This is a genomic window from Sphingorhabdus sp. M41, from assembly GCF_001586275.1.
In the GTDB taxonomy this organism is placed as follows: domain Bacteria; phylum Pseudomonadota; class Alphaproteobacteria; order Sphingomonadales; family Sphingomonadaceae; genus Parasphingorhabdus.
Map to the genome: position 1 here is coordinate 1,843,561 of NZ_CP014545.1, position 23,915 is coordinate 1,867,475.

Sequence of the window (23,915 nt, forward strand, 5' to 3'; positions counted from 1 at the left end):
CATGGTCGCGCCCTGTTTGGCGAGTCTCTAGCCGATGGATCGCCCGGAGACCAAGAGGGAATGAATCCAATCGCGAAATTTACCGATAATCACCCCTTGCCAGCGCACTCCGCTCATGGTTGATGGTCGGTGCGGGGATGGCAAAAGGACAGAAATATTGAAAAAAGCGCTGATCATACTTCTGGCTCTCATTCTTGGCATATTGATCGGGCTGTTTGTCGGCCCCAAAAGCGATCTGCTGGTCGAAGCCGCCGATGTCGTCGGCAATATGTGGCTCAATGCCTTGCGGATGACGGTCATCCCGCTGGTCTTCACCCTGCTGATCGTTGGTATAGGCAAGGCGGCTTCGATGGCGCGCGCCGGACGCATGACCGCCCGTGCCATATTGTTCATGATCTTCATTCTCTGGTGTTCGTCTGCAATGGCCGCTCTGGTGACACCCGCCTTGCTCGAAATCTTTCCGCTCGACGGTGACGCGGCAGCGGCGCTGCGGTCGGCACTGGGCAGTGCAGCACCGCCGGGCGCTGTGCCTCCGTTCAGCGAATTCCTCCGCGCGCTGATCCCCACCAACGCTATTGCGGCAGCAGCGGAAGACGCCGTGCTGCCATTGATGATTTTTGCTCTGGCCTTTGCCTTTGCGATCACCCGTTTGCCCGATGCGCAAAGAGAGATGCTCGACCAGCTTTTCAATGCTCTGGCGAACGCCTTGCTGATCCTTATCCAGTGGGTATTGGCGCTGGCACCGCTCGGCGTTTTTGCTCTGGCCGTCGGTGTGGGCGCCAATGCAGGACTAGCGGCATTCGGAGCACTGGTGCACTATGTTCTGATCGTCAGCAGCATTGGCGCAGTCGTCTGGATATTCAGCTATGTCCTGACCTATGTCGGCGCAAAGCGCGGCCCCATAACCTTTTTCAAGGCATCGGCAAGAGCGCAAGCGGTCGCGATATCTACGCAAAGCTCGCTCGCTTCGCTGCCGGCGATGGTCAACGGTGTCAAAGCCATGGGTGTCGGCGATCGATCGGCCGATGTCGTCCTGCCAATTTCGGTCGCTCTGTTCCGCGCTACCGGCCCCTGCATGAACCTCGCCGTTGCCATTTACATTGCCCATTTCATGGGCATAGAATTGTCCATCGGCATTCTCGCGATCGGCGTGGCCGTGGCAGCCATCACCACCATGGGTGCGGTCAGCCTGCCCGGCTCGATCAGCTTCATCACCTCGATTGCACCGATCTGCATCGCCATGGGCATTCCCATCGAACCGCTGGTTCTGCTTTTGGCGATCGAGACCTTTCCTGATATCATGCGGACCGTTGCCAATGTCAGCGCCGACATGAGTCTGACCGCGACTATCGCCAGAAGCGAAGGAGATTTGACATGAAATATCGCAAACTCGGATCGGAACTGGAGGTCTCCGCGCTGGGTCTCGGCTGCATGCCGATGGCGGGAATTGGCAAGAGCATGTACGGCACGGCCAGCAGGGCCGAAAGCCTCGCAACCATCGACCGCGCTATCGAACTTGGCGTTACCTTTTTCGACACTGCCGAAGTCTATGGTCCGCATATCAATGAAGAATTACTCGGTCAGGCCATCCGTGGCCGCCGCGAACGACTGGTCATCGCCACCAAATTCGGATTTGCCTTCAAAGACGGTCAAGTGTCCGGGGTCGATTCCAATCCGGCCAATGTGCGGCGGGCCTGTGAAGGATCTCTGAAGCGGCTGGGCGTCGAAACGATCGACCTGCTCTACCAGCACCGCGTAGACCCCAAAGTCCCGATCGAGGAGACGGTCGGGGCGATGGCCGATCTAGTGGCGGAGGGCAAGGTTCGCTATCTGGGCCTGTCGGAAGCCGGCGCCGCAACGCTGAAAAAAGCGCATGCCACCCATCCGATTGCCGCCCTGCAGTCGGAATATTCCCTCTGGGAACGCGGTGTCGAGGAAGATATCCTGCCCGTCTGTCAGGACTTGGGTATCGGGTTCGTTCCTTACAGCCCCCTGGGCCGCGGTTTCCTGACCGGCCAGATCAGCAGCCGGGACGACCTTCCGAAAGATGATTATCGGCGCAATGATCCGCGCTATTCGGAAGAGAATTTCGCTCTGAACATGAAGCTGGTCGAGGTGGTGAAAGAGGTCGCCGGACGGCATCACTGCTCACCCGCTCAAATTGCCCTCGCCTGGCTGTTGGCCCAGGGCGATTTCATCGTGCCAATTCCCGGCTCGAAACGACGGGCAACCTTGGAAGACAGCATGGCGGCCGTCGATATCCAGTTGACCGAAGCAGATCTCGACGAGCTGGAGAGCGCCGCACCCGTTGGTGGGACTGCTGGCCCCCGCTATGGCGAGACGATGATGTCGATGGTGCGCATCTAGCGACTAGTGATCATAGGCCTTCGGCAGTGCGCCCGGAGCCGGGTCGCTATATCGATCCCTCAGCCGCATCTGGCGGTTGGAAAGCGATTGATCGACACCGTCGATGATGACCTTTTCGACCTGGGTCGAAAGCTCCAGTGGATCACCGGTCCAGATCACGACATCTGCCTGACGACCGGCCTTGAGCGATCCCAGTTGGCCACTCATGTCCATGATTTCTGCGGGCACAGAACTGATCGCGGCAAAGGCCTCGTCCCAGGTCAGGCCGGTAGCGCGCGGCACCTTGTTCAGCGCGACGAGATTGCCGGCATATTGCACCGAATAGCGCAGCTGGTGCGCATCATTGTCGTTGATCATGCCAATCGCAACCTTGACGCCGGCATCCTTCATCCGCCCGATATTGGACTGGGTCGCAGACAGGTCTTCAAAACCATAAGGCAGATCACTGAGCGCCGAAGCCAGCACCGGCACGCCTGCTGCCGCAATATGTTCGGCGACCCGCCATCCCTCATTGACTCCAACCAGAACCATTTTCAGCGCGGGGAAATCCTTGCGCAGGTCGAGCACCTTCAGGATGTCATTGGCGCTTTCGACATGGACCAGCAGCTTGGTGCTGCCGTTGATGACCGACAGCAGCGCTTTCGCATCGGAGGCCTTGAGCAGATCGCTATCGAAGGCAGCCGGATTGCGCGCATAGGTGCGGGCTTCTTCAAGCAAGGCCCGGAAATGGATGTGAGAGGCAGAACGACTGCCCCCTGCCCGGCTGTGGCCGGTTTCGCCCAGTTCTACAAACTGGAACGCGCGCGCCTCGGTGATCGGGTTTTCATCCTGTCCCAAATCAACCACCGCACCATATCCGCCGAATATCGAACTGGCAGTGCTCGGAGAAACGACAGCACGGGTTACCCCTGCTGCGCGATTTACCGCAACCGCCGAAGCAAAGGGATTGATCGCATATTGCACATCGAGCGCGGCCGAGAAAGGCGAGCCGCTGGCGTTCATGTCATTGGTCTCGGTGACTGCGCCGACCTCGACGAGACCAACCCGGCTGAACCCGGCAAAAATGCCTGGCGTGACCCATTTCCCGGTGGCGTCTATACGTCGCGCATCGGCGGGAATATTGACGTTGGCGCCAGCTGCGACAACTCGATCGTTACGGATCAGCACCGTGCCACCTTCGATCGGCGCACTGCCGTCGCCGATCACGACCTTGCCACCGGTAATGGCAGTGGTCTGGGCAGCGAGAGGAGCAGCGATCAAAGCCGCAGCGGAGGCGAGCAACAGGGTAAAACGCTTCATTTCACGTCTCCTTCACCGGGCTGGCCGAGCTCGAAATCGCTGACCGGGCGGCGCTTTGCATCGCTGCTGTCAAACATCAGCGCGCCGTCAATCCAGACTTTCTCAGGCCGAGCGTAGACGCTGAGCGGATTGCCGTTCCACAAAACCATATCGGCCATCTTGCCGGGTTTCAGACTACCGGTCATTTGATCGATGCCCATTGCCTTGGCAGGGTTGAGCGTGATCCAGCGGATCGCCTCGGCGTCGCTGATTTCAATGCCCATCGCCCGGCCATCGGCAAGCGCCTTGGCCGCTTCCTGGTTGAGCCGCTGGATCTGGTTTTCGTCATCACTATGGATGATCACACAAGCCCCTGCCTTTTGCAGCAGCGCCGCATTTTCCGGGATTGCGTCATAAGCTTCCATCTTGAAGCCCCACCAGTCTGCCCACACTGCGGAACAAATGCCCTCGTCGGCAAGAATATCGGCGATTTTATAAGCTTCGACAGCGTGATGAAAGGCGGTCACCTTATAGCCAAATTCCTTCGACATATCGATGATCTGGGCGAGCTCGTCAGCGCGGTAGCAATGATTATGCACCAGAATTTCCCCGTCCAGCACACCCGCCAGCGTTTCCTTGCCGAGATCCCGCTTGGGCGGCTTGGCGTCATTCATCTTGCTGCGATATTCCTGCGCATCAATCCAGGTCTGCCGGTTGAGCGCCAGATTGCCCATGCGGGTGGACGGCATGCGGTTGCGGCTGCCATATACGCGCTTGGGATTCTCGCCGCAGGCCATTTTCATACCATAAGGTGCGCCGGGAAACTTCATCCCCTGAACGGTCCGGGATGGTATATTCTTGAGCGTCACCGAACGACCACCGAAGAGATTGGCCGAACCGGGCAGGATTTGCAGTGACGTGATACCGCCGTTGGCCATGGCCCGCGAAAAGCCCGGATCCTGCGGCCAGACGCTATGTTCTGCCCAGACCTCCGGCGTCACCGGAGACGTGGCTTCATTGCCGTCGCTATGCGCCGACACGCTGGGTGTCGGATAGTCGCCAAGATGACTATGCACATCGATGATGCCCGGCGTGATATATTTGCCGGTGCCATCAATGATCGCGGCATCCGCGGGAATCGCTGTTTCAGGACCGCCGACGGAGGTTATTTTACCGCCCGCCATGAACACGGTGCCATTGTCGATCCGACCGCCTTCACCGTCAAATATGGTCACGCCGGTGATGGCGGTTGAAGCAGATGGATAGGCTTTATAGGTAGACGGGAAGGCAGTTTGTTCGGGCTTGCTCGATTTGACCGGCGCTGACTTGCTGGCCGAATTTGTATCCGCTGCCGAAGCCGCGCAACCGGCCAACAACGATCCGCCAGCAACCAGCGCCAGCAAAGCCCGAAATTTCATATAACGCCCCTTAAAATTATGGTTTGCCTAATCTTTATGGTTTTGTCGTCGGATGGATACCCGCAGATTGTGGGTCTCCGAATTCACGTTGGCCTTCCAGATCGTCACCGACATTGTCATCAGCGAGCGTATCAAGGTGCATCAGCTTCTTGATCAATGGCGATATAACAATCACCGCGACGCCGACACCGACTGCCACCCAGCCAACAGTTGAATAGACTTCCAGAACCCGATCGGGACCTGCCCCTTCCGCGCCGACCGCAGAAGCGATCAGTCCGGCAGCGAAATTGCCGGTGGCGGATGCAAAGAACCAGGTACCCATTATCAGGCTGGCCATATGCGAAGGCGCCAGGCGGTTCATCGCGCTCAGACCTACGGGAGACAGGCAAAGCTCACCCGTCGTATGCAGCAGGTAGATGAGGAAGATGAACAGGACCGGCGTAAGATTACCGGTTCCGGCAGCCAATGCACCTGCAACCAGTACCAGGAAGCCCGCGCCCAGCTGAATCAATCCCAGACCAAATTTCGCCGGAGCAGATGGTTCGAGCCCCCTGCGACCAAGCATGGTCCAGAGCAGCGCGAATACCGGTGCCAGTAATACGATATAGATCGCATTGATCGACTGGAATACAGAAGCGGGAACTTCGATACCCAATATATTCCGGTCAACGCTGCGGTCGGTAAACAGGTTCAGCGACGAACCGGCCTGCTCGAACAAGGCCCAGAACAGGATCGAACCAAAAATCAGGAACATGGCCGCAAAAATGCGATCGCGATCCTCTGAAGCGAGTTTGGCAACGGCGGTGTACAGGACATAGATGACCAATATCGCACCGGCAATTCCCAGCAACGAGCCGACCAAGGCCTGATATTGAATCAATATCCAGACGAGACCGACAGTGGCAAAGCTGAGTAGATAAAGCAGCCATTCAAACTTGATGCCACCGACCTTGTTCTCAAGGAGCTTGGGATCATTGGCTTCACCACGACCAACCAGCAGGGGTTTGCCCCAGATGAACACTACAAGACCAAGCAACATTCCGAGACCTGCCGCTCCGAAGCCGTAGGACCAGCCATAGGTCTGCCCCAACCAGCCAGCGATGATTGCGCCGAGCGCAGCACCTAGATTGATGCCCATGTAGAAAATCGTATAGGCCGGATCACGACGAATGTCGGTGCGGGTATAAAGTTGTCCAACAATGACCGAGATATTGGCCTTCAAAAAGCCCGAGCCAACGATGATGAAAGCAAGCGCCAGCCAGAAAATATTGATTGCAGGATCAGCCTGACCGCCGCCCTCTCCTTCGAAGGCCATCAGGAAATGACCAAAGGTGAGAAGCAGAGCGCCAAAGGCAACCGCTTTGCGCTGTCCGAGATACCGGTCAGCCAGATAGCCGCCCACTACCGGCGTGATATATACCAGAGCGGTATAGGCACCATAGATAACGCCGGCTTCGCTATCCGAATACATCCAATGCTGAACGAGATAGAATATCAGCAGCGCACGCATGCCGTAATAGGAAAAACGTTCCCACATTTCGGCAAAAAACAGAACAAAAAGTCCCTTGGGATGACCGAGGAATGTTCCTCTTGCATCACCTGATTCCAGATACTCACCCGCCATTTACGAACTCCCCGATATACTGTGTGGGCTGTTAAACGCAGCCCGGTTGCCCCGCACACTAATGAAAAAAATGCGCAAGTGAAGCAGATTGTTTCAAGCGAGACCGGTTTATCACCAATTCTGCTTGCAATCAGGCCCGTCTCTTCCAAAGTGGCACATATGAGCGAAAACCAATTCAATGACTTGAGCAGCCTTGCCGCCTATTTGCCCTCCCGCCGATCCGGTCGCCCGCGCAATATGGTGGCGCCGGGCCCCAGCGACACGCAAATTCAAGAAATCGTCACCACTGCCCTGCGCACGCCCGACCATGGCAAGCTGGCACCTTGGCGTGTAATATCTGTAAGCGCCGATCAGCGCGATCGCCTGGGCCAGGGCTTTACCGAAGCCTATCTGAACGAAAAACCTGATGCAGGCCGACTGGAACTGGAAGGCCTCGAAACCATGGCGCATGAAGCGCCCGTGCTTCTCGTGCTGCTTTTTTCGCCAGTCGAATCCACAAAAATTCCGCTGTGGGAGCAGGAATTGAGCTGCGGCGCTTTTGCGATGAACATTCTCCACGCGGCTCATGCGATGGGCTTTGTCGGGGGCTGGATCACCGGCTGGCCCGCTTTCAACGACGACGTGCGAAATCTGTTCGGTTCGTCGCCTGAAAAAGTGGCCGGGTTCCTGTATATCGGCACATCCAATATCGAACTGACCGAGCGCCCACGGCCGGAACTCAACAATATCTTGTCCCGCTGGATGCCTGCCGCCACAAAATAGCTGGTGCTTGCAAGACTAAATATCAGGAAAAGCTGAATTTGCGCCTTGCCTGCATCGCTGTGTTATGGCAGTGAGGCAGCATGAACAATACAGGCAAACCCGTATATCTGAAATTGCGGGATATCATTTCCGAATCCATATTGGATGGCGAATTTCGCGAAGGCGACATGCTGCCATCGGTCCGCGTTTTTGCAGCGGATCAGGGGGCCAACCCGCTCACCGTCGCCAAAGCCTATCAGGGATTTCAGGAAGACGGGCTGGTCACGGTGAAACGCGGCGTAGGCATGTTTGTCGCGGCCGGTGCGAAAAACCGCCTGCGCCTCGCCCAGCGAGAAGATTTTATCAAGAATATCTGGCCTCCCGTCGAGCGCCAGATGAAGCGGCTGGACCTGTCGATCGAGGATCTGCTGAAAAGCGACGCCTGAACGGTCTTCAGCTTTTGACTTTTCTCCGGTCGGCCCGCCGGGCAGCATAAGCACGGCGCAGACTTTTCCGATAAACCCGATTTTCAGGCATGATCGCCACCGCTTTTTTCAGCAGACTGATACCATCTTTTTTGCGCGCATCATCTTCCATCAAGGCAAGACCGTAAAGATGGGATACCACAGGGCTTGACGGTTGCACGCGATAGGCATCCCGTCCGGCGGCGATCGCTTTTTCGGTTAGACCCAGACCGGTATAGGCCTGAGTCAGACCGGCCAGGATCAGTGCATCATTGTCGCCAATCCTTTTCCGCAGATTTTCGAGGATATGAGCGGCAACCGTCCAGCTTTCGGTTTCTAGATGGGCATAGGCCATCCAGCGCAGCCCTGCGATATTGCTGGGATTATAATTGAGATATTGCGCCAGTGCCTCTCCCGATTGCTGCATCGCGCCGGTTGCACGAAAAACCTCAACCAGGCGCAACATCACCGGTTCGGAGAACCGAATGCTGCGGGCTTTCTGAAGGGCATCGATCGCCTCATCATAATTGCCCATGGTGGCGGCTACATCAGCGACCAGAATATGCGCCGCACTCGCGCCGGGATTGCTCTGCTGGAGCCGCTTTGCTTCGGCGAAAGCGGCATTATAATCGCCGGCAATATAAAGCGCTCGAATATAAGGGACCACCACGCGCGCATCATTCGCGTTGCGTTGCGCCTCTGCGCGCAGCACGTTCAGCGGAACAACGGCAACAAAAGCGCTCTCCTTGCCCAGGTCATGGATGGCGGCCCGGTTCAGCAAGCCGGTGGCCTGTCCGCGCTCATCCATTGCCTCAAGCGCTCGGCCCGCCAGCCACAATGCATAGGGATCGGCCCCGCTCCGATTGACCTGTGCTTTCAGCACCTCGACCGCATCCACGGCGCTTCCGGCGAGATAGAGGGAACGGGCGAGCAGATTTTGCGCTTGCCGGTTATTGGGCTGCATTGACACCAGTCGCCGAAACTTGTCCACCGCTGCGTTGTGATTGCCTTCGCCATGCTCGATAATTCCCTGCACGAGCATCACTGCCGGTACATTGTCAATCTCGCCCCCGGTCTGTTGCATCAACCGTCTGGCCAGTCCAAATTTGCCGGCCCGAGCGGCAAGAACCGCCTGCATGAAGAACGCACGCGGGTTTGTTCCATCCAGCGCGATGATCTTGCGGGCGACGACCAGCATGTCCGTCATTCGCCCCATATCACCCAGCGTTGCCGCATATTCGGTCAACAGCGACACATCATTCGGATCAATATCCAGCGCCCGTTCGAACCAGGGCAAAGCAGCGCCCAGTCCGAACTGGAACCGCAGCAGCTCGCCGCGATATTGCAAGGCACGGATATTGGCGGGGTCCAGCTTCACGGCTTCATCGACAGCATTGGTTGCGCCGGCCTGATCTCCCGATCGTGCCCGAAAGCGAGCAATATCAACCCAGAGGTCTGGATTTTTTCCGTCCAGCTCCATCGCCCGGTTATAGGCCGCCCCAGCCAGCTGTTCATCATCCATCTGCAGCGCGACTTTGCCCATGATCCGGGCCGCATAGCCCTGATTCTTCCGTGGAATATCATTGGTCAGCAGCTGATCGCGCGCCTTTTGTGCATTGCCTTGCAAGGAATAGGCATGGCCGTATAGATGCCGGACAGCAGCAGGCTCGAGACCCAGCTTGACCGCCCGGTCGAGTTCCGCCTCCGCGCCAATGCCATCGCCGAGACCCAGCAAGACTTCAGCCTGTGCCACGCGCGCATCAATCCACTCGGGATCAGCCTTGATCGCGTTCATCAATTCGATCCGCGCCGACCTGATATCGCGTTTCGCGCGAAACTGCTCGGCCTTGCCAAAGGCTTCGCGGGCATCTTCATTGCCTTCGCTCGCGCCATGAATTGCGGTCGGCACGCCCACCAGGCCCACCGCCAGCGCAGCGGTGAGAATGAGCGACTTGCTGTAAAATCGCAATTTATGACCAATAACCATCACCAAGGTTCAGCTGGCTTGCTGCAGCTTATATTGCTTGAGCAGATCATAGAGGGTCGGGCGGCTGATCCCGAGCAACTTGGCCGCGTTGGAGATATTGCCGCCGGTTTGGGAAATGGCGCGCAGGATCGCCGAACGGTCAGCAGCTTCGCGCGCCGCTTTCAGGTTCAGCAAGTCCGTCGCCGCTTTGTCATCGACTTCCAGATCAAGATCGTTCGCGCCGATCATCTTGCCATCGGCCATGATCACCGCGCGCTTGATCCGGTTCTCCAGCTCACGGACATTACCCGGCCAGTGCCAGGCTTCCAGCGCGGCCATCGCATCGGGAGCCAGTCCCTTGACCGCGGGATTGATTTCCGCGGCGAATTTCTTCTGGAAATGTCGCGCGAGCAGGCTGGTATCACCAGAGCGCTCGGACAGGGCCGGGATTTTGATCACGATTTCGGCAAGCCGGTAATAGAGATCTTCGCGAAATATATTCTCGCTTATCATCGTTTCAAGATTCTGATGGGTCGCACAAACGATCCTCGTATCGACAGCAATAGCCTTGCGCCCGCCAATCCTCTCGATCACCCGTTCTTGCAGAAAACGCAGCAACTTCACCTGCAGTGGCAACGGAATATCCCCGACTTCATCCAGAAACAGCGTCCCGCCATCGGCCTGCTCAATCTTTCCTTCGGTCGTCTTGATCGCACCGGTAAACGCCCCCTTCTCATGTCCGAACAATTCGGACTCCAGCAGGTTTTCCGGAATCGCCGCGCAATTGATGGCAACAAATGCCTTGTCTCGCCGGTCGCTCGATTCATGCAGGCCCTTGGCCAGCAATTCCTTTCCCGTGCCACTGGCGCCGAGCAGCATGACCGACGCATTGGTATTCGCCACGCGCTCGACCATCTGTGCGACTTTCAGCATTTCCGGGGCACCGGTAATAATCCCGCCCAATATATATCCTTCGCCATTGCCTCTCGCGGCAAGACTGGCATTTTCCTGTTCCAGCTTGTGCACGTGAAAGGCGCGCCGGACGATCAGTCCCAGTTCGTCAATATCGACTGGCTTCTGATAAAAGTCCCAGGCGCCGCTGGAAATAGCCCGCAAGGCGCTGGATTTTTCCCCATGGCCCGACGCAACAATGACTTTCGTATCTGGTTTCAGGCTCAAGATCGCATCCATGGTTGCGAAGCCTTCGGTGGTGCCGTCAGGATCCGGTGGCAGGCCGAGATCCAGAGTGACCACATCCGGCTCTTCGGCGCGCAGCATCTCGATGGCTGATTCGCGATCGCCCGCTATGATCACCTCAAAATCGTCATAGGCCCATTTGAGCTGCTTCTGCAGACCCGGGTCATCTTCGACGATCAGCAGCTTTTCTTTTTTCGGTTGGCTTTTATCCGGCATCATGCGGCCCTTTCGTCTGCTGAAATTTTTTCCGGTAAATGTTTTGCAAGCGGCAGGATCAACGTGAATCGACTGCCCACGCCTTCCGTGCTCTCCACTTCCAAACGACCGTTCATCGCTCGCGCCAATTCGCGCGCTTCATAGGCCCCGATCCCGAAGCCACCTTCCTTGCTGGAGGCAAATGGCTTGAAAAGCTGGCTGCGGATAAACTCGTTCGACATGCCCGTTCCCTGATCACAGACTTCAATGGCGACGCTCAAATCTCTGCGCCGCGCGTTGATGGTTATCGACTGATCTTCGGTGCTGGCATCGATCGCATTCTGGATCAAATGCCCCAATATCTGATCCACTCGTGCGGGATCAGCAAAAACCGTCAGATCTTCAACCCAGTTGCTTTCCAGGTGATGCAGTAGCCGTTTTTTCTCGATGGTGGACTGGATCAGGGCTCCGACTTTTACAGCCTTCGGCTCTTCGGGATGGGACTTGTTATGCTGCGACAGACGTTCGAGCAGGCCGTTCATCTTGACCGTTGAATCCTGCAGCGTCTCGATCATGTCGGCCTGAAATTCAGGATTATCCGCGTGGCGCTTGGCATTGCCGGCAAGCAGGCTGAGCTGGCTGACCAGATTTTTGATGTCATGCATGATGAACGCCATGCGGCGATTGAATTCGTCAAATCTTTGGACTTCGGACAGGGATTCCTGACTGCGAGACTCGGCGAGGTAACTGGCCACCTGACGGCCGACTACGCGGAGCATATCCAGATCTTCCCAATCGAGCGTTCGGTTAATCCGCGGTCGAGCAAGCAGCATCAATCCGGCAAGCCGGTCGAAATGAACCAGCGGCACCCCTACCCAAATCCGGTCATCATGGTTCATCCAGTCCGGAATAGCGGTTGCATCGCATTTGTCGTCCTGACCGGCACGAAGCGTATCAAATTCCACGATATGGCTGGTCTCTTCGAAAAAAGCGGTGGTCCGGTTCGTGCACGCGCGCGTTGGGACCTCGATCGAGGACCAGTTCCAGCGAGATTGCAGCACCAGTTGACCGGAATCGTCCGGCACCAGCAAAATGCCGGCTGGCGAGTCCGTTATGTCGGCGATTGCCTTTATCACCCGTTCGTGGAACGGCGCGCTGCCCGCACCGGGGCGACCAACGGTATCGGTAAAGCGGATCCATTCCGACCGATAGTCATAGCGGTGCTGGAAGAAATTCTTCGCCAACTTGACTTTCAGCCAGGCGCGGAACCGTCCAGAGGGCAGCAGCAGCAGAGCGCCGATGGACGTACCAAACAGAAAGCTGATCTGGGCTAGGCGCGCATAGTCACCGCCTATGATCTGCAGCGCCGTCGCGATCACCACCATCATCAGGAGATAGCTGCCGATCGCGACAAGCGACAGCGAACGGAAGGCCACACTGCGCGACAGCTTCAGGTTCCATTCCGTATTGCGCAACGCGGCCAAAGCGAGAATGGGCGCAATTACCGCCATCATCGGCCCGCGCATGGCGTGCAGTTCCACCGGGGTTTGCTGGGTCAGATATGTAATCGTGAAAAGATTGAGATCAAATGTCCAGATTGCCGCCAGCGAAGCCATTGGCAGCCGGATGCCCCAACGGGTTTCCGGCGCGGAAATCGAATAGAGATTGTGCACGAGCACCAGCGCGCCCACGGCAAAGATCATCCGCAACACGAGCGATGTATAGAGCGTCACCCCTTCGAGACGCGGGCTTCCTGACAAGGCGGGGAGCAAAGAATCCACAAGCATCTGCCCGATCAGGACAAAAGCGAGTGCGGCATAGATGGTGTTGACCGTTTTTGGCTCATCGCGCCCCTCCCCGGCCCGGAGCAGGATGAACATGAACGCCAGCCAGCCACAATTGCGCAAAGTTTCCGCGAACCGGGAAATCGGTGACAAATGTCCTTCAACAGCAATGGAAAGCGCCCAAAAGCTTGTCAGTGCGATGGCGATGACCAACCATATTTGCTTGCTATTGCGGTCGACCTTGCGCTGAAATTGCCAGATCGCCAGCGCGCCGAAAAGAGCCGCAGCAATGCCATGACCGAACAGACTGATATAATCGAGAAGCGATATCATCTCAGCGCGCTCCCTCTGGCCATAATATGACACGGATGGTCTGGAGGATGATCAGCAAGTCCAGAAAGGGTGTATAATTTTTAGCATAATATAGATCATATTCCAGCTTGTGCCGCGCGTCTTCGGTCGATGCGCCATAAGGATAGTTGATCTGGGCCCAGCCAGTGATACCCGGCTTGACGATATGCCGCTCGGCATAAAAAGGCATTTTCGTCTGCAAATCTTCGACAAATTGCGGCCTCTCCGGACGGGGACCGACAAAACTCATCTCGCCTTTCAACACGCTCCAGGCTTGGGGCAGTTCATCAATCCGGACCTTGCGAATGAGCCTGCCGATACGAGTGACGCGCGGATCATTCTTCGTCGCCCAGATCGCTTCTCCTTCTGACTCGGCATCGACGCACATGGATCTAAGTTTGAGGATTTTGAATTTCTGACCGTAGAGGCCGACCCGTTCCTGCTTGAAAAAGGAATCGCCCCGGCTTTCCATCTTGATGAGCACTGCAAAGAGCAGAATTATCGGTCCCGTTAAAAGCAGCAAAAGAAAACTGAGAAATATGTCAAAGCCCCGTTTGAACAGCGTCGACAACCGGCGCCCCGAGGAAAATCCGTCCGAGAAGATGAACCAGCTCGGGTTGACGCTATCCAGATCCACACGTCCGGTTTCGCGCTCGAGAAAGCTCGACAAGTCATTAACGTGGACGCCGGTCGTCTTGATCGTCAGCAGATCGGCGACCGGAAGGGAGTTGCGCCGTTCTTCGAGCGCCAGAACCACTTCGCTAACTTCCAGATCAATGACATGTTGCGGCAGATTGGCAATATCAGGACGCAGCACCGCGCCGTCGATCAGGCTCGGGCCTTCATTCATGTCGACATAGCCGGCGATGATGAAGCCGCTTTCCTGCCGTTTTTCCAGCACGGCAATCCGCCCCGCCCGGGGACCAGCGCCGAGAATTAGCAGACGCCGTTTGAAGATATCGCTGTCGAGTATAGTGCCCAGCAAAATCCGGATCACCATCAAGAACAGGATTGCCAGGATCATCGCATAGAGCGAATTGGAGCGCCACAACGTGATCCCTGGCAGGACAAAGGAGAGCAGAGACAGAAAAATCACACCCAGAGAAATCGCGACCAGAATCCGGGCAGCGGCAAAACGGAGGGATTGCAACGCTTCGGGGCCATAAACACCGACTGCAATCAGCGCCAGTTGAAGAGCAAGGGCAAAGCTGAAAATCGGTGCCGGTCGGTCGACGATCGACCCGAACGTCATGTCGATCTGAAACGCGCGCAATATCCAGCCAGCTTCGGCCGCCATCAGCAACAGCATGAAATCGATCAAACCCAGAAAAATAACCGGATAAGGAATATAATGTTTGAACAATCGGATCATATTGCCGGGGTCTTTCCTTGATCCGTCCGGCCCATAAGGAAAAATGGTTATCTGTCGGTAAATTTTACAAAGGATTTCACCGAATATCGCGCCATATCGTGAAAATTGTTCAATTTGCCGACAGTTTTGCGCTGCTCAGCATAGCGCGTTAACGCTCCGGCCCAAGGTCAGGACCTAGTCGTTGACGAAATCAAATGGCGTTAATCCCCGGTCCTGCTCGTCAAATTTCAAGACCCGGCTACGCGGTGGGGCTGACCGCTGCGAACATTGGAGCCTGGTGCAGGCCGTACAACCCAGACCGATCGCATCAGCATGCTCGATGCTCAGATCTTTGCCGCGCGCATAATATAGAGCAGCGGCAACATCGGCGGAAACGCCCAGTCCGATGGCGAAGGCCGGAGTGTGGCCACCCGCTCCGGAGCCGATGCCCTGCACCGCTCGAGACAGTGTGAACCATGTCGAGCCGTCTTCCAAGGCCACCAGTTGAGACCGGATTTCCGCCGGCTGTTCGAACACGCGGTGGATGTCCCAAAGCGGACAGCGATGGGCGCTTTCGACCAGCGGGGCGTTGCTGGCTCCAGCATAGCGCTTGGAGATCGTCCCCGATCGATCGATCCGCACCATGAAGAAGGGCAGTCCACGCGATCCGACACGCTGCAAAGTGGTCAGACGATGGGCAACCTGCTCGAACCCGGCGCCGAAACGACGCTGGAGCAGCTGGATGCGATAGCCGCTTTGCTCGCATGCTTTCAAAAATCGCTCATAGGGCATCATCAATGCTGCGGCAAAATAGCCGGACAAGTGGCGGCGGAACAATTTTTCTGCTGCGCGATCGGTAAAATTGCCACCAGACGCCAGCGCATCAATTTGCCCCTTCGCTTCGATCTGTCCAAGCAGCAGCGCTGCCTGAAATGTGCGAGAAGCCGGATCAAGCATTTCCGATAGCTGCAACTGCCGGGCGTGAAGATCGAGACGGCGCAGCTTGTCGGACAACACGGTTTCCGGCAGAATCCGGATCATCAACTGATGTTTTACACGCAGCCGCTCGGCGATCGCGCCATAGAGATCCCCGGCACCAAGCCGCAGTTCATCAGCCAGTCCCTCGGCCGTTACATCCAGATCGGCGAAATGGTTACGCCACCGCTCGATTTCGCGCCGGACGGCCTGAATCGGATCAGGCGCATTGCTCTCGCCGGTTGCGCCGTCTGTCTGTCGTTTGTCAAAAAGGCGTACAAAGGCTTCGGCAGTATTGGGTGCCGCGATCAGCCATTCGTCCAGTTCCGAGCGGTCTATCGACAGGTCTTCGAACAACGGATCGGCCAGTCGCTGCCGAATGGCATCAATCCCCCCGCCCGGTTCCGCTGCGATCAATTGCCTTGGATCAAAGTCAAACCTCTCCGCCAGCAACAGCATCAAACGCGCGCTTAACGGCCGCTGGTTGCGTTCGATAAGATTGAGATAGCTCGGCGAAATATCCAGCGCCTCGGCCAGAGCGACCTGCGTCATGGCGGCGCTACGGCGAAGTCGCTTGATTGCAGCGCCGGCAAAAAGTTTCTGATTCGACATTCCGACCCTATGTAAATATATTTACAGAATTACAAGGTCCATTGCCTATACATACGTGGTTATTCGCAACTGGCCTAGCTTCGATCTGAGCCTATCAACCAAGATTCGATCCGCCTCGATACCGGTTTGTAAATATTTCTTAACCACACCGGTCTAATTCGCTTTGGCTATACGAACGAAACCGGTGCAATCATATGATCAAAGAAACCCTCCTGTTTGTCGCTGCCAGCGGGATGTTGATCTATTTCATTTCGCCGTCTGATGAACCGCCCGAAGTTCAACCGGTTGAGATAGAGGTGCAAAAACCAGTCGAATCCTCTGTCCAAACGTCGGATGACAACTGGGATTATGACGAAGGGGACGAAGCGGAGGGCGACGATGATTTCGTCTTTGGCGACCCGATGATCAGTCTTGACGACAATGATGGCGAAATATCCTCGGACGACGTCAATGCCCCCTATGGCCAGCAACAATCGGGCAGCAAGGCAAACAGTGGCGGGGCGTTCGCTGGCAACCGCGAGCCAGCAACGTCAGCCAACCCCCGACCCGGCGAAAGAGGCAGCATCGAAAATCCGATCGAGTTTAAATCCGGCGGTTCGTTTGGGCCCGAAGGCTAATAATCGCGATTCAGGACTATATCCCGTCGGCACGCGCCGTTCGTAGAATTCTTGACCGCATCTGAACCTCAATATCGATCAATAGCATGCGACTTGTTCGCAATAGGGTTCACTCTTCAGCCACAACGTTTCAATTGATAGACGTCAGGCGCAATCGTGAAGTCAAACCGCTCCCGATCGATTATAGTGACCGGACCATCCATCCGGAAACGTCCGCCCGCCTCGCCCGTTTCCTCGTCCACGGCAAGATCGTTGAGACTCAAGACCAGCTCACCTTCCTGCCATGTCCAGGTGCCAACCAGATCCTCCGAGACAAAATTCCCGCCTGCAATCATCGTCCTGTTGGTCGGCAGCGCGCAGCTTTCATCGACAAAGGCCCAGCGTCCCTCAAAATAGCCGGCCCCCACTCCATCCGCCTGCTCTGCCGCTAACGCTATCCCCGGTAACGCCAGCGCCGCAAAAAAGAGGCATCGCCCGTCCATCTATTTCTTCATGATCTGCAAGGCCGCAGCGGTCATCGCCTCGGCACCGGTCGTGATCACCTTCTCTGCATCGGGTGCCCAGAACGGACTGTGCAGCGATGGCAATTTGGTGCCTTCGGTGAGCGATGCCTGATATTCCGCCATCGGCACCCCACCGACCCAGAAAATCATGCTTTTGATATTCTCGTCGGCGCGGCGATAGCGACTGAAATCTTCGCCGCCCATGACTGGTTTAGACTGCACGACCCGCTCCTTGCCAAAGCGGCTTTCGAACAGATTGGCCATTTCGATCGAGAAATCGGGACTATTATAGGTTGCCGGAGTGAATTCCGTTTCGCGCAATGTTACAACCGGCATCCTGTCTTCCGGCATGCCAGCAGCAATTGCTTCGCCGCGCGCAATTCTCTTGATCCCGTCTAGCAGCTTGGCCCGCGTGTCATCGCCGTAGCTGCGCACAGTGAGCAGCAACAGCGCTTCATCGGAAATGATATTATGCTTGGAACCGGCCTGGAAACTGCCGACGGTAACGACCGCGGGGTCCTGCGGATCGATTTCACGGCTTACCAGTGTCTGCAGCGAACCCACGATGCGACTGGCCAGAACCACCGGATCCTTGGTCGTATGCGGATAAGCGCCATGGCCGCCAACGCCCTTCACCTGGATATCGACGCTGTCGACATTGGCCAGAGCAAAGCCGGGCGCATAGCCGATATATCCGGCAGGTGCGCCCGCGGCATCATGAAAGGCGAGCGCATAATCGGGCTTCGGGAAACGGGTATAGAGCCCGTCTTCGAGCATCGCCAGAGCGCCTTCGCCGGTTTCCTCAGCCGGCTGCAGGATCATGACCAGAGTTCCGGCCCATTCATTTTTGCGTGCAGCGAGTTGCCGGGCCGTGGCGACCCATCCCGTCATATGCGTATCATGGCCGCAGGCGTGCATGACGAACGTGTCGTTGCCCTGACGGGTTTTTGCCTGCATCCTCGACGCAAACGCCAGACCGGTTTTCTCCTCGAGCGGCAGTCCATCCATGTCCGCGCGCAACATTACCGTTGGCCCCTCGCCATTTTCCATGACAGCGACGACGCCGGTCCCGCCGACCTTTTCGGTGACCTTGAAGCCGAGGCGGCGTGCTTCTGCAGCCAGCTTGGCTGCAGTGCGAACCTCTTCGCCGCTCAGTTCCGGATTGCTGTGCAGGTCCCGGTAAAGATCCATCAGCGACGGCAAATCTGCGGCAATAGCATCCTTCAAGCCGTCTGCCTGTGCAGGAGAGGTCATCATGATAGAAGCCGCAGCCAGCAAGCCCAATTTCGTATATTTCCGCATCATCATCCCCATTGTTCTATTGATCCCTGACTAATCCGATTGGACACTCTTGTCAGGTTCAAAATTTCGTCCGGCTCGTGCGCGCCGTCACTGCGCCGTCCAGCCCCCGTCGATCGAGATATTCGCGCCGGTGATCGAGCGGGCTTCGTCCTTGCACAGGAAGATGGCGAGCGCTGCAATCTGGTCGATCTGGACAAATTCCTTGGTCGGTTGCGGTGCCAGCAGCACGTCGTTGATCACCTGCTCCCGCGTCAGACCGCGCACTTCCATCGTGTTCGGGATCTGCCCCTCGACCAGCGGCGTCCACGTATAGCCGGGCGAGATGGTGTTGACCGTGATCCCGTTTGTCGCGACTTCCAGCGCAACCGTCTTGCCGAAGCCGTCAATCGCGTGTTTCGCCGCATTATAGGCGGACTTGTAAGGGCTCGCGACCTTGCTGTGCATCGAACCGGTGTTGATGATCCGGCCCCAGCCCTTTTCCTTCATCCCGGGCAATACTGCCTTGGTGGTGTGGAAGGCGCTGTTCATGATGATGTCCATCACGGCATTCCATTTTTCTTCGGGAAATTCATCGACCGGCGAGACAAACTGGATGCCGGCATTGTTGATCAATATGTCGATCGTGCCCAACTGCTCTGCGCAATCGGCACACATCTGCCGGATCTCTTCCGGCTTGGTCATGTCGGCGTTGCTGTAAGCGGCCTTGGCGCCGCTCAGCGTTTCCAGCTCCTGACGTAAAGTTTCAATTTCGCCCGCGTCGCCAAAGCCGTTGATCATCACCGCCGCGCCTTCAGCCGCCAGCGCCTTCGCGTAGCCGCCGCCAATACCCGATGTGCTACCCGTAATCAGCGCGGTCTTACCCTTTAGAAACATGTAAATTCTCCTTTGCCGCGACCTTAAAACAGTCGCTCCGGACTGCAATGCTTTTGTAAAAGAAATCAGCGGCGCTTGCGCTTTTCGATGAATCAGGCGAATTGGAACGAGACGAGGAGACAAGTAATGCGTTTGGACGATCTGGACCCCAGCAAGAATGTTCGTGATCAGGGCCGCGGTGGTGGCCGGAGTTTTGGCGGCGGTGGCGGCGGAGGCCTGGGATTGCTCCTGAGCTTTCTGCCAATGTTGCTCGGCCGGAAAATGGGCTGCGGCACGATCCTGCTGATCGGCGGCGCAGCGCTAGCCTTCCTATATTTCAGCGGCGGCGGCATGCAGCTCGCAGGTGACACCGGCGCGGGCGGATTCCAGTCCGAAAGCTCCGGTGCCAATGTCGCCTGTGACACGCAGGAAGAACTTTTCGCCTGTCAGGTACTCGCTTCGACCGAGCAGACCTGGGACAAGCTGTTCCAGCAGCAGGGCGAACGCTATCGTCCGACCACCCTCACCTTTTATGACCAGTCCGGACAATCTGGCTGCGGTGCAGCGCAGGCGGCGATGGGGCCTTTTTACTGCCCGGCGGATCAGGGTGTCTATCTCGACACCAGCTTCTTCCGCGAAATGTCTACCCGCATGGGTGCAAAGGGTGATTTCGCCCAGGCCTATGTGATTGCGCATGAGGTCGGCCACCATATCCAGAATCTGACCGGTGTCGCCGATCAGGTCCGCAAGGCCCAGGGCCGTGCCAGCAAGGCCGAAGGCAATGCGCTGCAGGTCCGGATGGAATTGCAAGCGGATTGCTATGCCGGCGTATGGGCGGCGCAAAATGCCGACCGGATGGAAGCCGGCGATGTCGAGGAAGGCCTGAATGCGGCCCACGCCATTGGCGATGATACGCTGATGCGCGGTGCCGGCCAGCGTCCGGTGGAGAGCATGTTCACCCACGGGTCGTCCGAGCAACGCATGGCCTGGCTGCGCAAGGGATTGCAGACCGGTAATCCATCCACCTGCGACACTTTTGCACAAGGCGCCGTCTAGAAATTACGGGCTCCCGCATGGTGCCGGAGCCCGTCTATCATCTATCGCCTAACGCGGCTCAGACTGCCGGACCAGTCAAGCCGCCGGGTAACGAACATCAACCCGCCCAGTGCCGCGAATATCAGCAGCGATCCGATCAGCAGCGAGTAAGCCTGCAGGCTGAGCAATATATAGATCGCGCCATAGAGGCCTGCGAGCAATCCGCCGACCAGGCCTGCCCTTCGCCAGCTCGCCAGTACCGAGGCCGAATAAGCGGTGATCAGCCCGATCGTGGCTGCCGACGCCGCCACAAAGGCCAGCGCAAAGCCGATGATTTCGGCAAAGGCCAGCAGCAGCACGAAGAACAATACCAGCGCCGCCCCGATCAATATATATTGCACCGAGGATATGCTCACCCCGCCGATCAGGTCGAACAGCAGGAATGCGACAAAGGTAAAGCCGATGATCAGAAAACCATATTTGGCCGCCCGGTCCACCTGGCCGTAAAGATCAACCGGCTGGATCAGATGCACCGTGGCGCTGGCGGCAACAGCGCCCCCGTCAGGTTCGAAATGAACCATAGGCCCCGTCCTTCCGGGGTTCACTTGATGCCCCACTTGCATGGAAACCAGAGAGCTTCCCAGAGCAAGGTTGGTGATCAAATATTTCGCCTCGAAGCCCTTGGCCGTTACTTTGGTCTCCTCCGCTTCGGGCAGGAAGCTTCCGGTGAAGCTGGGGTGCGGCCATTTTGACTGGACCGTCCATTCTGTCAGTCCGGCATGCGGCGCGATCGTCAGGCTCTCGTTGCCCTTGAAGCGAACCGCAAAATCTGCCTCCAACCCGCCCTCGATCAAGCCGCTGGCATCGACCCAGGCATAGAAGCCGCTATTGCCGGTTTCGCCGAGGCCTCTGCCCGGTTTGAGTACCAGCTTCTCGCCGCCCACCGTGACGCTGTTGTCGCCCGCCAGCCCGCGCGCATCGGACAATCCGAACCGCAACTCCGCTCGTGTGAAATCAATATCCGTGATCGCGATTCCGTCTCGGCCAAAATCATCGGGCAGCCTGAAAACCGCCGATCCGATGACATTGGTATCATAGACAACGACTTCATATATCGCGCGTTTCTTGGTCCGGGTCTTGAGAGCGCTGTCCAGCTTCACCTTTTCCGGTGCCAGAAAAAACTCGCGTTGCACGATATTGGTGCGGGTCACGCTCTTGCCGTTCTGCTCGACCGTTTCCTGGAGCGCAACATTATAGGGCAGCACCAGCTTCGGCCCGGCAAACACCTGTTCGCCGCCCCAGCCCGACACGATCGACTGCTGGGCGGTTTCGCTCTGGCTTTGCCGGTCGTAAACCAGCAGCCAAGTGACGAACAACGGGATCGTCAGCAAAAATCCCATCACCAGCACCATCATGAATTTTCGACCCGGAGATCGTTCCTCTCGCTCCGAACCGTTTTCGACGTCCATACCATCCATCATATTTCTCCCGCTTCCATGGCAACAAAGGTTGCTTGCGAGACGCGTGCGTTCGTCTAAACTCGGTCGCTAGACCCTTATGAAAGCTGCGACAAGCAGAGGCGCACGTGCGTCCAATCGAAAGGCCGTTATGAATATCTCGGATTGCCACAATGTGAATGACTTCCGCGCGCTCGCCAGAAAACGCCTTCCCTTTCCGATATTTGACTATATCGACGGCGCGGCGGACGACGAAGTCACGCGGCGACGCAACACCGAAGCCTATGAACGCTGCGATCTGGTGCCCAATGTTCTCACCGGCGTCGAAAATATCGACATGAGCACAACCGTGATGGGACAGAAGCTGGCGATGCCGCTGTTTCTCTCACCCACTGCGCTCCAGCGACTGTTCCACTGGCAGGGCGAGCGCGCGGTAGCCCGGGCGGCGGAGAAATTCGGAACCTATTTCGGCATTTCCTCGCTGGGCACCGTGAGCATTGAGGAGATCGGAGAGAGCATCAGCACGCCGAAAATGTTCCAGCTCTATGTCCACAAGGACAAGGACCTGAACCGGTCGATGGTCGAGCGTTGCAAGGCGGCCAAATTCGATGCGCTTACCCTCACCGTGGATACGATAGTCGGCGGCAACCGCGAGCGCTGTCTCCGTTCAGGCTTCACCAGTCCGCCCCGGATCACCCCGACCAGCTTCTGGAGCTATGCCGCCAAACCGGCATGGGGACTGAATTACATGTTCCGCGACAAGTTCGAGCTGTCCAACCTGAAAGACCATGTCTCGGAAGGCACCAGCGTGCCCAATTCCGTCGCGGACTATTTCACCAACATGCTCGACCAGTCGCTCGACTGGGCCATGGCGGAGGAGATTGCCAAGGATTGGGACGGTGAATTTTGCCTGAAAGGCATCATGTCGGTCGCCGACGCACAGCGAGCAGTCGATATCGGGGCCACGGCGATCATGGTGTCCAATCATGGCGGACGGCAACTGGACGGCAGCCGCGCGCCGTTTGATCAACTGGCCGAGATTTGCGATGCGGTCGGCGACAAGCTCGACGTCATCTGCGACGGTGGCATCACCCGCGGCAGCCATGTCTTGAAGGCGCTCAGCGTCGGCGCCAAGGCTTGTTCGGGCGGGCGCCTCTATCTCTACGCCCTCGCCGCTGCCGGACAGTCGGGGGTTGAGCGAATCCTCGCTTTGCTGCAAGCGGAAATCGAACGCGACATGAAACTAATGGGCGTCACGGCGGTAGATCAATTGAACCGCGACAATCTGCGATTTCGGTAACCGGCGCGGTCAGGGGATTGAAATGAAAAATATCGATAAATTTGCCGGCCTGATACTGGCCCTCACTATTCCGGGAACAGCAGCGCTGGCCCAAAACGGCGCGCAGGAGGACTCTACCCTCGAAGCCGCTGGCAACAAGGTCACCGAGCCGTTTGACGGCAAGGAAGTTCCGCAAAAGCTGATAGACATTCAGGAGAATCCCTATTCCCTCGGCGGTATGCGTGGATGCGCTGCCATCATCGCCGAAGTGAGTGAACTCAACGCAGTGCTGGGTCCCGACGTCAATGAAAAGGTCGACAAGAGTCTGGCCAAGAAACGCGAACAGACCGCTGCCCGTGTCGCTGGTAGCGCGATTGGTTCGATCATCCCGTTCGGCGGTATTATCGGTGAAGTGACCGGTGCCAATGCCGAACGGCGGCGCTATAACGAGGCGGTCTATGCCGGTACCGTCCGCCGCGGTTTCCTGAAAGGTGTGGGGCTGCAAAAGGGTTGCAAGGCACCGGCGAGACCCTGACCTGACCGGCAG

At 57.3% G+C, this 23,915-nt stretch carries 20 protein-coding genes; 8 read left to right on the forward strand and 12 right to left on the reverse strand.

Features of this window, described 5'->3' with window-relative positions:
* Window positions 1–157 precede the first annotated feature (157 nt).
* Window positions 158–1,378, forward strand: coding sequence for a dicarboxylate/amino acid:cation symporter (locus tag AZE99_RS08805; RefSeq protein ID WP_067203473.1), 1,221 nt, complete (start codon window positions 158–160; stop codon window positions 1,376–1,378).
* Complete coding sequence (locus AZE99_RS08810; protein ID WP_067199960.1) at window positions 1,375–2,367, forward strand: aldo/keto reductase; 993 nt, start codon at window positions 1,375–1,377, stop codon at window positions 2,365–2,367. Before AZE99_RS08805 ends, AZE99_RS08810 begins: the two co-directional genes overlap by 4 nt.
* A gap of 3 nt (window positions 2,368–2,370) precedes the next feature.
* On the opposite strand, the gene AZE99_RS08815 is transcribed toward AZE99_RS08810, so the two are convergent.
* From AZE99_RS08815 to AZE99_RS08825, 3 genes are read right to left on the reverse strand one after another with little or no spacing between them, the layout of a single operon-like run.
* Window positions 2,371–3,666: an amidohydrolase family protein gene (locus tag AZE99_RS08815; protein WP_067199962.1), complete on the reverse strand. Its 1,296-nt coding sequence runs from the start codon at window positions 3,664–3,666 to the stop codon at window positions 2,371–2,373.
* Window positions 3,663–5,063, reverse strand: coding sequence for an amidohydrolase (locus AZE99_RS08820; RefSeq protein WP_067199965.1), 1,401 nt, complete (start codon window positions 5,061–5,063; stop codon window positions 3,663–3,665). The genes AZE99_RS08815 and AZE99_RS08820 overlap by 4 nt, the downstream gene beginning before the upstream one ends.
* Before the next feature lie 34 nt (window positions 5,064–5,097).
* Window positions 5,098–6,687, reverse strand: coding sequence for a peptide MFS transporter (locus AZE99_RS08825; protein ID WP_067199967.1), 1,590 nt, complete (start codon window positions 6,685–6,687; stop codon window positions 5,098–5,100).
* A gap of 159 nt (window positions 6,688–6,846) precedes the next feature.
* Between AZE99_RS08825 and AZE99_RS08830 the strand changes: the two genes are divergently transcribed.
* Window positions 6,847–7,449 (forward strand): nitroreductase family protein, encoded by a 603-nt coding sequence (locus AZE99_RS08830; RefSeq protein WP_067199969.1) that lies wholly within the window; start codon window positions 6,847–6,849, stop codon window positions 7,447–7,449.
* An 80-nt stretch (window positions 7,450–7,529) separates the two neighbouring features.
* On the forward strand, window positions 7,530–7,874 hold the full coding sequence (locus AZE99_RS08835) for a GntR family transcriptional regulator (RefSeq protein WP_067199971.1): 345 nt from the start codon (window positions 7,530–7,532) through the stop codon (window positions 7,872–7,874).
* Window positions 7,875–7,881: 7 nt separating this feature from the next.
* Here the strand turns inward: AZE99_RS08835 and AZE99_RS08840 are convergent, their stop codons facing one another.
* The 5 genes from AZE99_RS08840 to AZE99_RS08860 form a co-directional block, all read right to left on the reverse strand.
* Window positions 7,882–9,879 (reverse strand): tetratricopeptide repeat protein, encoded by a 1,998-nt coding sequence (locus AZE99_RS08840; RefSeq protein ID WP_067199975.1) that lies wholly within the window; start codon window positions 9,877–9,879, stop codon window positions 7,882–7,884.
* Between the two features lie 9 nt (window positions 9,880–9,888).
* On the reverse strand, window positions 9,889–11,274 hold the full coding sequence (prsR, locus tag AZE99_RS08845; protein ID WP_156472176.1) for a PEP-CTERM-box response regulator transcription factor: 1,386 nt from the start codon (window positions 11,272–11,274) through the stop codon (window positions 9,889–9,891).
* The gene (prsK, locus tag AZE99_RS08850; RefSeq protein ID WP_067199979.1) at window positions 11,271–13,367 is read right to left on the reverse strand and encodes an XrtA/PEP-CTERM system histidine kinase PrsK; all 2,097 of its coding nucleotides are present in this window, start codon (window positions 13,365–13,367) and stop codon (window positions 11,271–11,273) included. The genes prsR and prsK overlap by 4 nt, the downstream gene beginning before the upstream one ends.
* Window position 13,368: 1 nt before the next feature.
* Entirely contained in the window at window positions 13,369–14,757 is a 1,389-nt protein-coding gene (locus AZE99_RS08855) for a TIGR03013 family XrtA/PEP-CTERM system glycosyltransferase (protein WP_067199982.1), read from the reverse strand.
* Between the two features lie 174 nt (window positions 14,758–14,931).
* Entirely contained in the window at window positions 14,932–16,323 is a 1,392-nt protein-coding gene (locus AZE99_RS08860; RefSeq protein ID WP_067199984.1) for a helix-turn-helix domain-containing protein, read from the reverse strand.
* A 194-nt stretch (window positions 16,324–16,517) separates the two neighbouring features.
* Here AZE99_RS08860 and AZE99_RS08865 point away from each other — a divergent pair, with 194 nt between their 5' ends.
* A complete protein-coding gene (locus AZE99_RS08865; protein WP_067199987.1) occupies window positions 16,518–16,940 on the forward strand; it encodes a hypothetical protein in 423 nt (140 codons plus the stop codon).
* Between the two features lie 116 nt (window positions 16,941–17,056).
* Here the strand turns inward: AZE99_RS08865 and AZE99_RS08870 are convergent, their stop codons facing one another.
* The 3 genes from AZE99_RS08870 to AZE99_RS08880 all read right to left on the reverse strand — a co-directional run bounded on the left by AZE99_RS08870 (window position 17,057) and on the right by AZE99_RS08880 (window position 19,618).
* Entirely contained in the window at window positions 17,057–17,422 is a 366-nt protein-coding gene (locus AZE99_RS08870) for a hypothetical protein (protein WP_067199988.1), read from the reverse strand.
* Window positions 17,423–18,751 (reverse strand): amidohydrolase, encoded by a 1,329-nt coding sequence (locus AZE99_RS08875; RefSeq protein ID WP_443027758.1) that lies wholly within the window; start codon window positions 18,749–18,751, stop codon window positions 17,423–17,425. It lies immediately after the preceding gene.
* Window positions 18,752–18,832: 81 nt separating this feature from the next.
* Window positions 18,833–19,618: a 3-hydroxybutyrate dehydrogenase gene (locus AZE99_RS08880; protein ID WP_067199991.1), complete on the reverse strand. Its 786-nt coding sequence runs from the start codon at window positions 19,616–19,618 to the stop codon at window positions 18,833–18,835.
* A 126-nt stretch (window positions 19,619–19,744) separates the two neighbouring features.
* Here AZE99_RS08880 and ypfJ point away from each other — a divergent pair, with 126 nt between their 5' ends.
* On the forward strand, window positions 19,745–20,653 hold the full coding sequence (gene ypfJ / locus AZE99_RS08885) for a KPN_02809 family neutral zinc metallopeptidase (protein WP_067199993.1): 909 nt from the start codon (window positions 19,745–19,747) through the stop codon (window positions 20,651–20,653).
* 41 nt (window positions 20,654–20,694) lie between these two features.
* On the opposite strand, the gene creD is transcribed toward ypfJ, so the two are convergent.
* On the reverse strand, window positions 20,695–22,113 hold the full coding sequence (gene creD, locus AZE99_RS08890; protein WP_231862575.1) for a cell envelope integrity protein CreD: 1,419 nt from the start codon (window positions 22,111–22,113) through the stop codon (window positions 20,695–20,697).
* 127 nt (window positions 22,114–22,240) lie between these two features.
* Here creD and AZE99_RS08895 point away from each other — a divergent pair, with 127 nt between their 5' ends.
* On the forward strand, window positions 22,241–23,389 hold the full coding sequence (locus tag AZE99_RS08895) for an alpha-hydroxy acid oxidase (protein WP_067199996.1): 1,149 nt from the start codon (window positions 22,241–22,243) through the stop codon (window positions 23,387–23,389).
* A gap of 22 nt (window positions 23,390–23,411) precedes the next feature.
* Window positions 23,412–23,903, forward strand: coding sequence for a hypothetical protein (locus AZE99_RS08900; protein WP_067199999.1), 492 nt, complete (start codon window positions 23,412–23,414; stop codon window positions 23,901–23,903).
* Window positions 23,904–23,915 lie beyond the last annotated feature (12 nt).

Excerpts from the sequence above, each read along its gene's own strand:
- AZE99_RS08810 (WP_067199960.1), top strand. The coding sequence starts at position 1,375 with ATGAAATATCGCAAACTCGGATCGGAACTGGAGGTCTCCGCGCTGGGT.
- AZE99_RS08815 (WP_067199962.1), bottom strand. The coding sequence starts at position 3,666 with ATGAAGCGTTTTACCCTGTTGCTCGCCTCCGCTGCGGCTTTGATCGCT.
- AZE99_RS08820 (WP_067199965.1), bottom strand. The coding sequence starts at position 5,063 with ATGAAATTTCGGGCTTTGCTGGCGCTGGTTGCTGGCGGATCGTTGTTG.
- AZE99_RS08825 (WP_067199967.1), bottom strand. The coding sequence starts at position 6,687 with ATGGCGGGTGAGTATCTGGAATCAGGTGATGCAAGAGGAACATTCCTC.
- AZE99_RS08830 (WP_067199969.1), top strand. The coding sequence starts at position 6,847 with ATGAGCGAAAACCAATTCAATGACTTGAGCAGCCTTGCCGCCTATTTG.
- AZE99_RS08835 (WP_067199971.1), top strand. The coding sequence starts at position 7,530 with ATGAACAATACAGGCAAACCCGTATATCTGAAATTGCGGGATATCATT.
- AZE99_RS08840 (WP_067199975.1), bottom strand. The coding sequence starts at position 9,879 with ATGGTTATTGGTCATAAATTGCGATTTTACAGCAAGTCGCTCATTCTC.
- prsR (WP_156472176.1), bottom strand. The coding sequence starts at position 11,274 with ATGATGCCGGATAAAAGCCAACCGAAAAAAGAAAAGCTGCTGATCGTC.
- prsK (WP_067199979.1), bottom strand. The coding sequence starts at position 13,367 with ATGATATCGCTTCTCGATTATATCAGTCTGTTCGGTCATGGCATTGCT.
- AZE99_RS08855 (WP_067199982.1), bottom strand. The coding sequence starts at position 14,757 with ATGATCCGATTGTTCAAACATTATATTCCTTATCCGGTTATTTTTCTG.
- AZE99_RS08860 (WP_067199984.1), bottom strand. The coding sequence starts at position 16,323 with ATGTCGAATCAGAAACTTTTTGCCGGCGCTGCAATCAAGCGACTTCGC.
- AZE99_RS08865 (WP_067199987.1), top strand. The coding sequence starts at position 16,518 with ATGATCAAAGAAACCCTCCTGTTTGTCGCTGCCAGCGGGATGTTGATC.
- AZE99_RS08870 (WP_067199988.1), bottom strand. The coding sequence starts at position 17,422 with ATGGACGGGCGATGCCTCTTTTTTGCGGCGCTGGCGTTACCGGGGATA.
- AZE99_RS08875 (WP_443027758.1), bottom strand. The coding sequence starts at position 18,751 with ATGATGATGCGGAAATATACGAAATTGGGCTTGCTGGCTGCGGCTTCT.
- AZE99_RS08880 (WP_067199991.1), bottom strand. The coding sequence starts at position 19,618 with ATGTTTCTAAAGGGTAAGACCGCGCTGATTACGGGTAGCACATCGGGT.
- ypfJ (WP_067199993.1), top strand. The coding sequence starts at position 19,745 with ATGCGTTTGGACGATCTGGACCCCAGCAAGAATGTTCGTGATCAGGGC.
- creD (WP_231862575.1), bottom strand. The coding sequence starts at position 22,113 with ATGATGGATGGTATGGACGTCGAAAACGGTTCGGAGCGAGAGGAACGA.
- AZE99_RS08895 (WP_067199996.1), top strand. The coding sequence starts at position 22,241 with ATGAATATCTCGGATTGCCACAATGTGAATGACTTCCGCGCGCTCGCC.
- AZE99_RS08900 (WP_067199999.1), top strand. The coding sequence starts at position 23,412 with ATGAAAAATATCGATAAATTTGCCGGCCTGATACTGGCCCTCACTATT.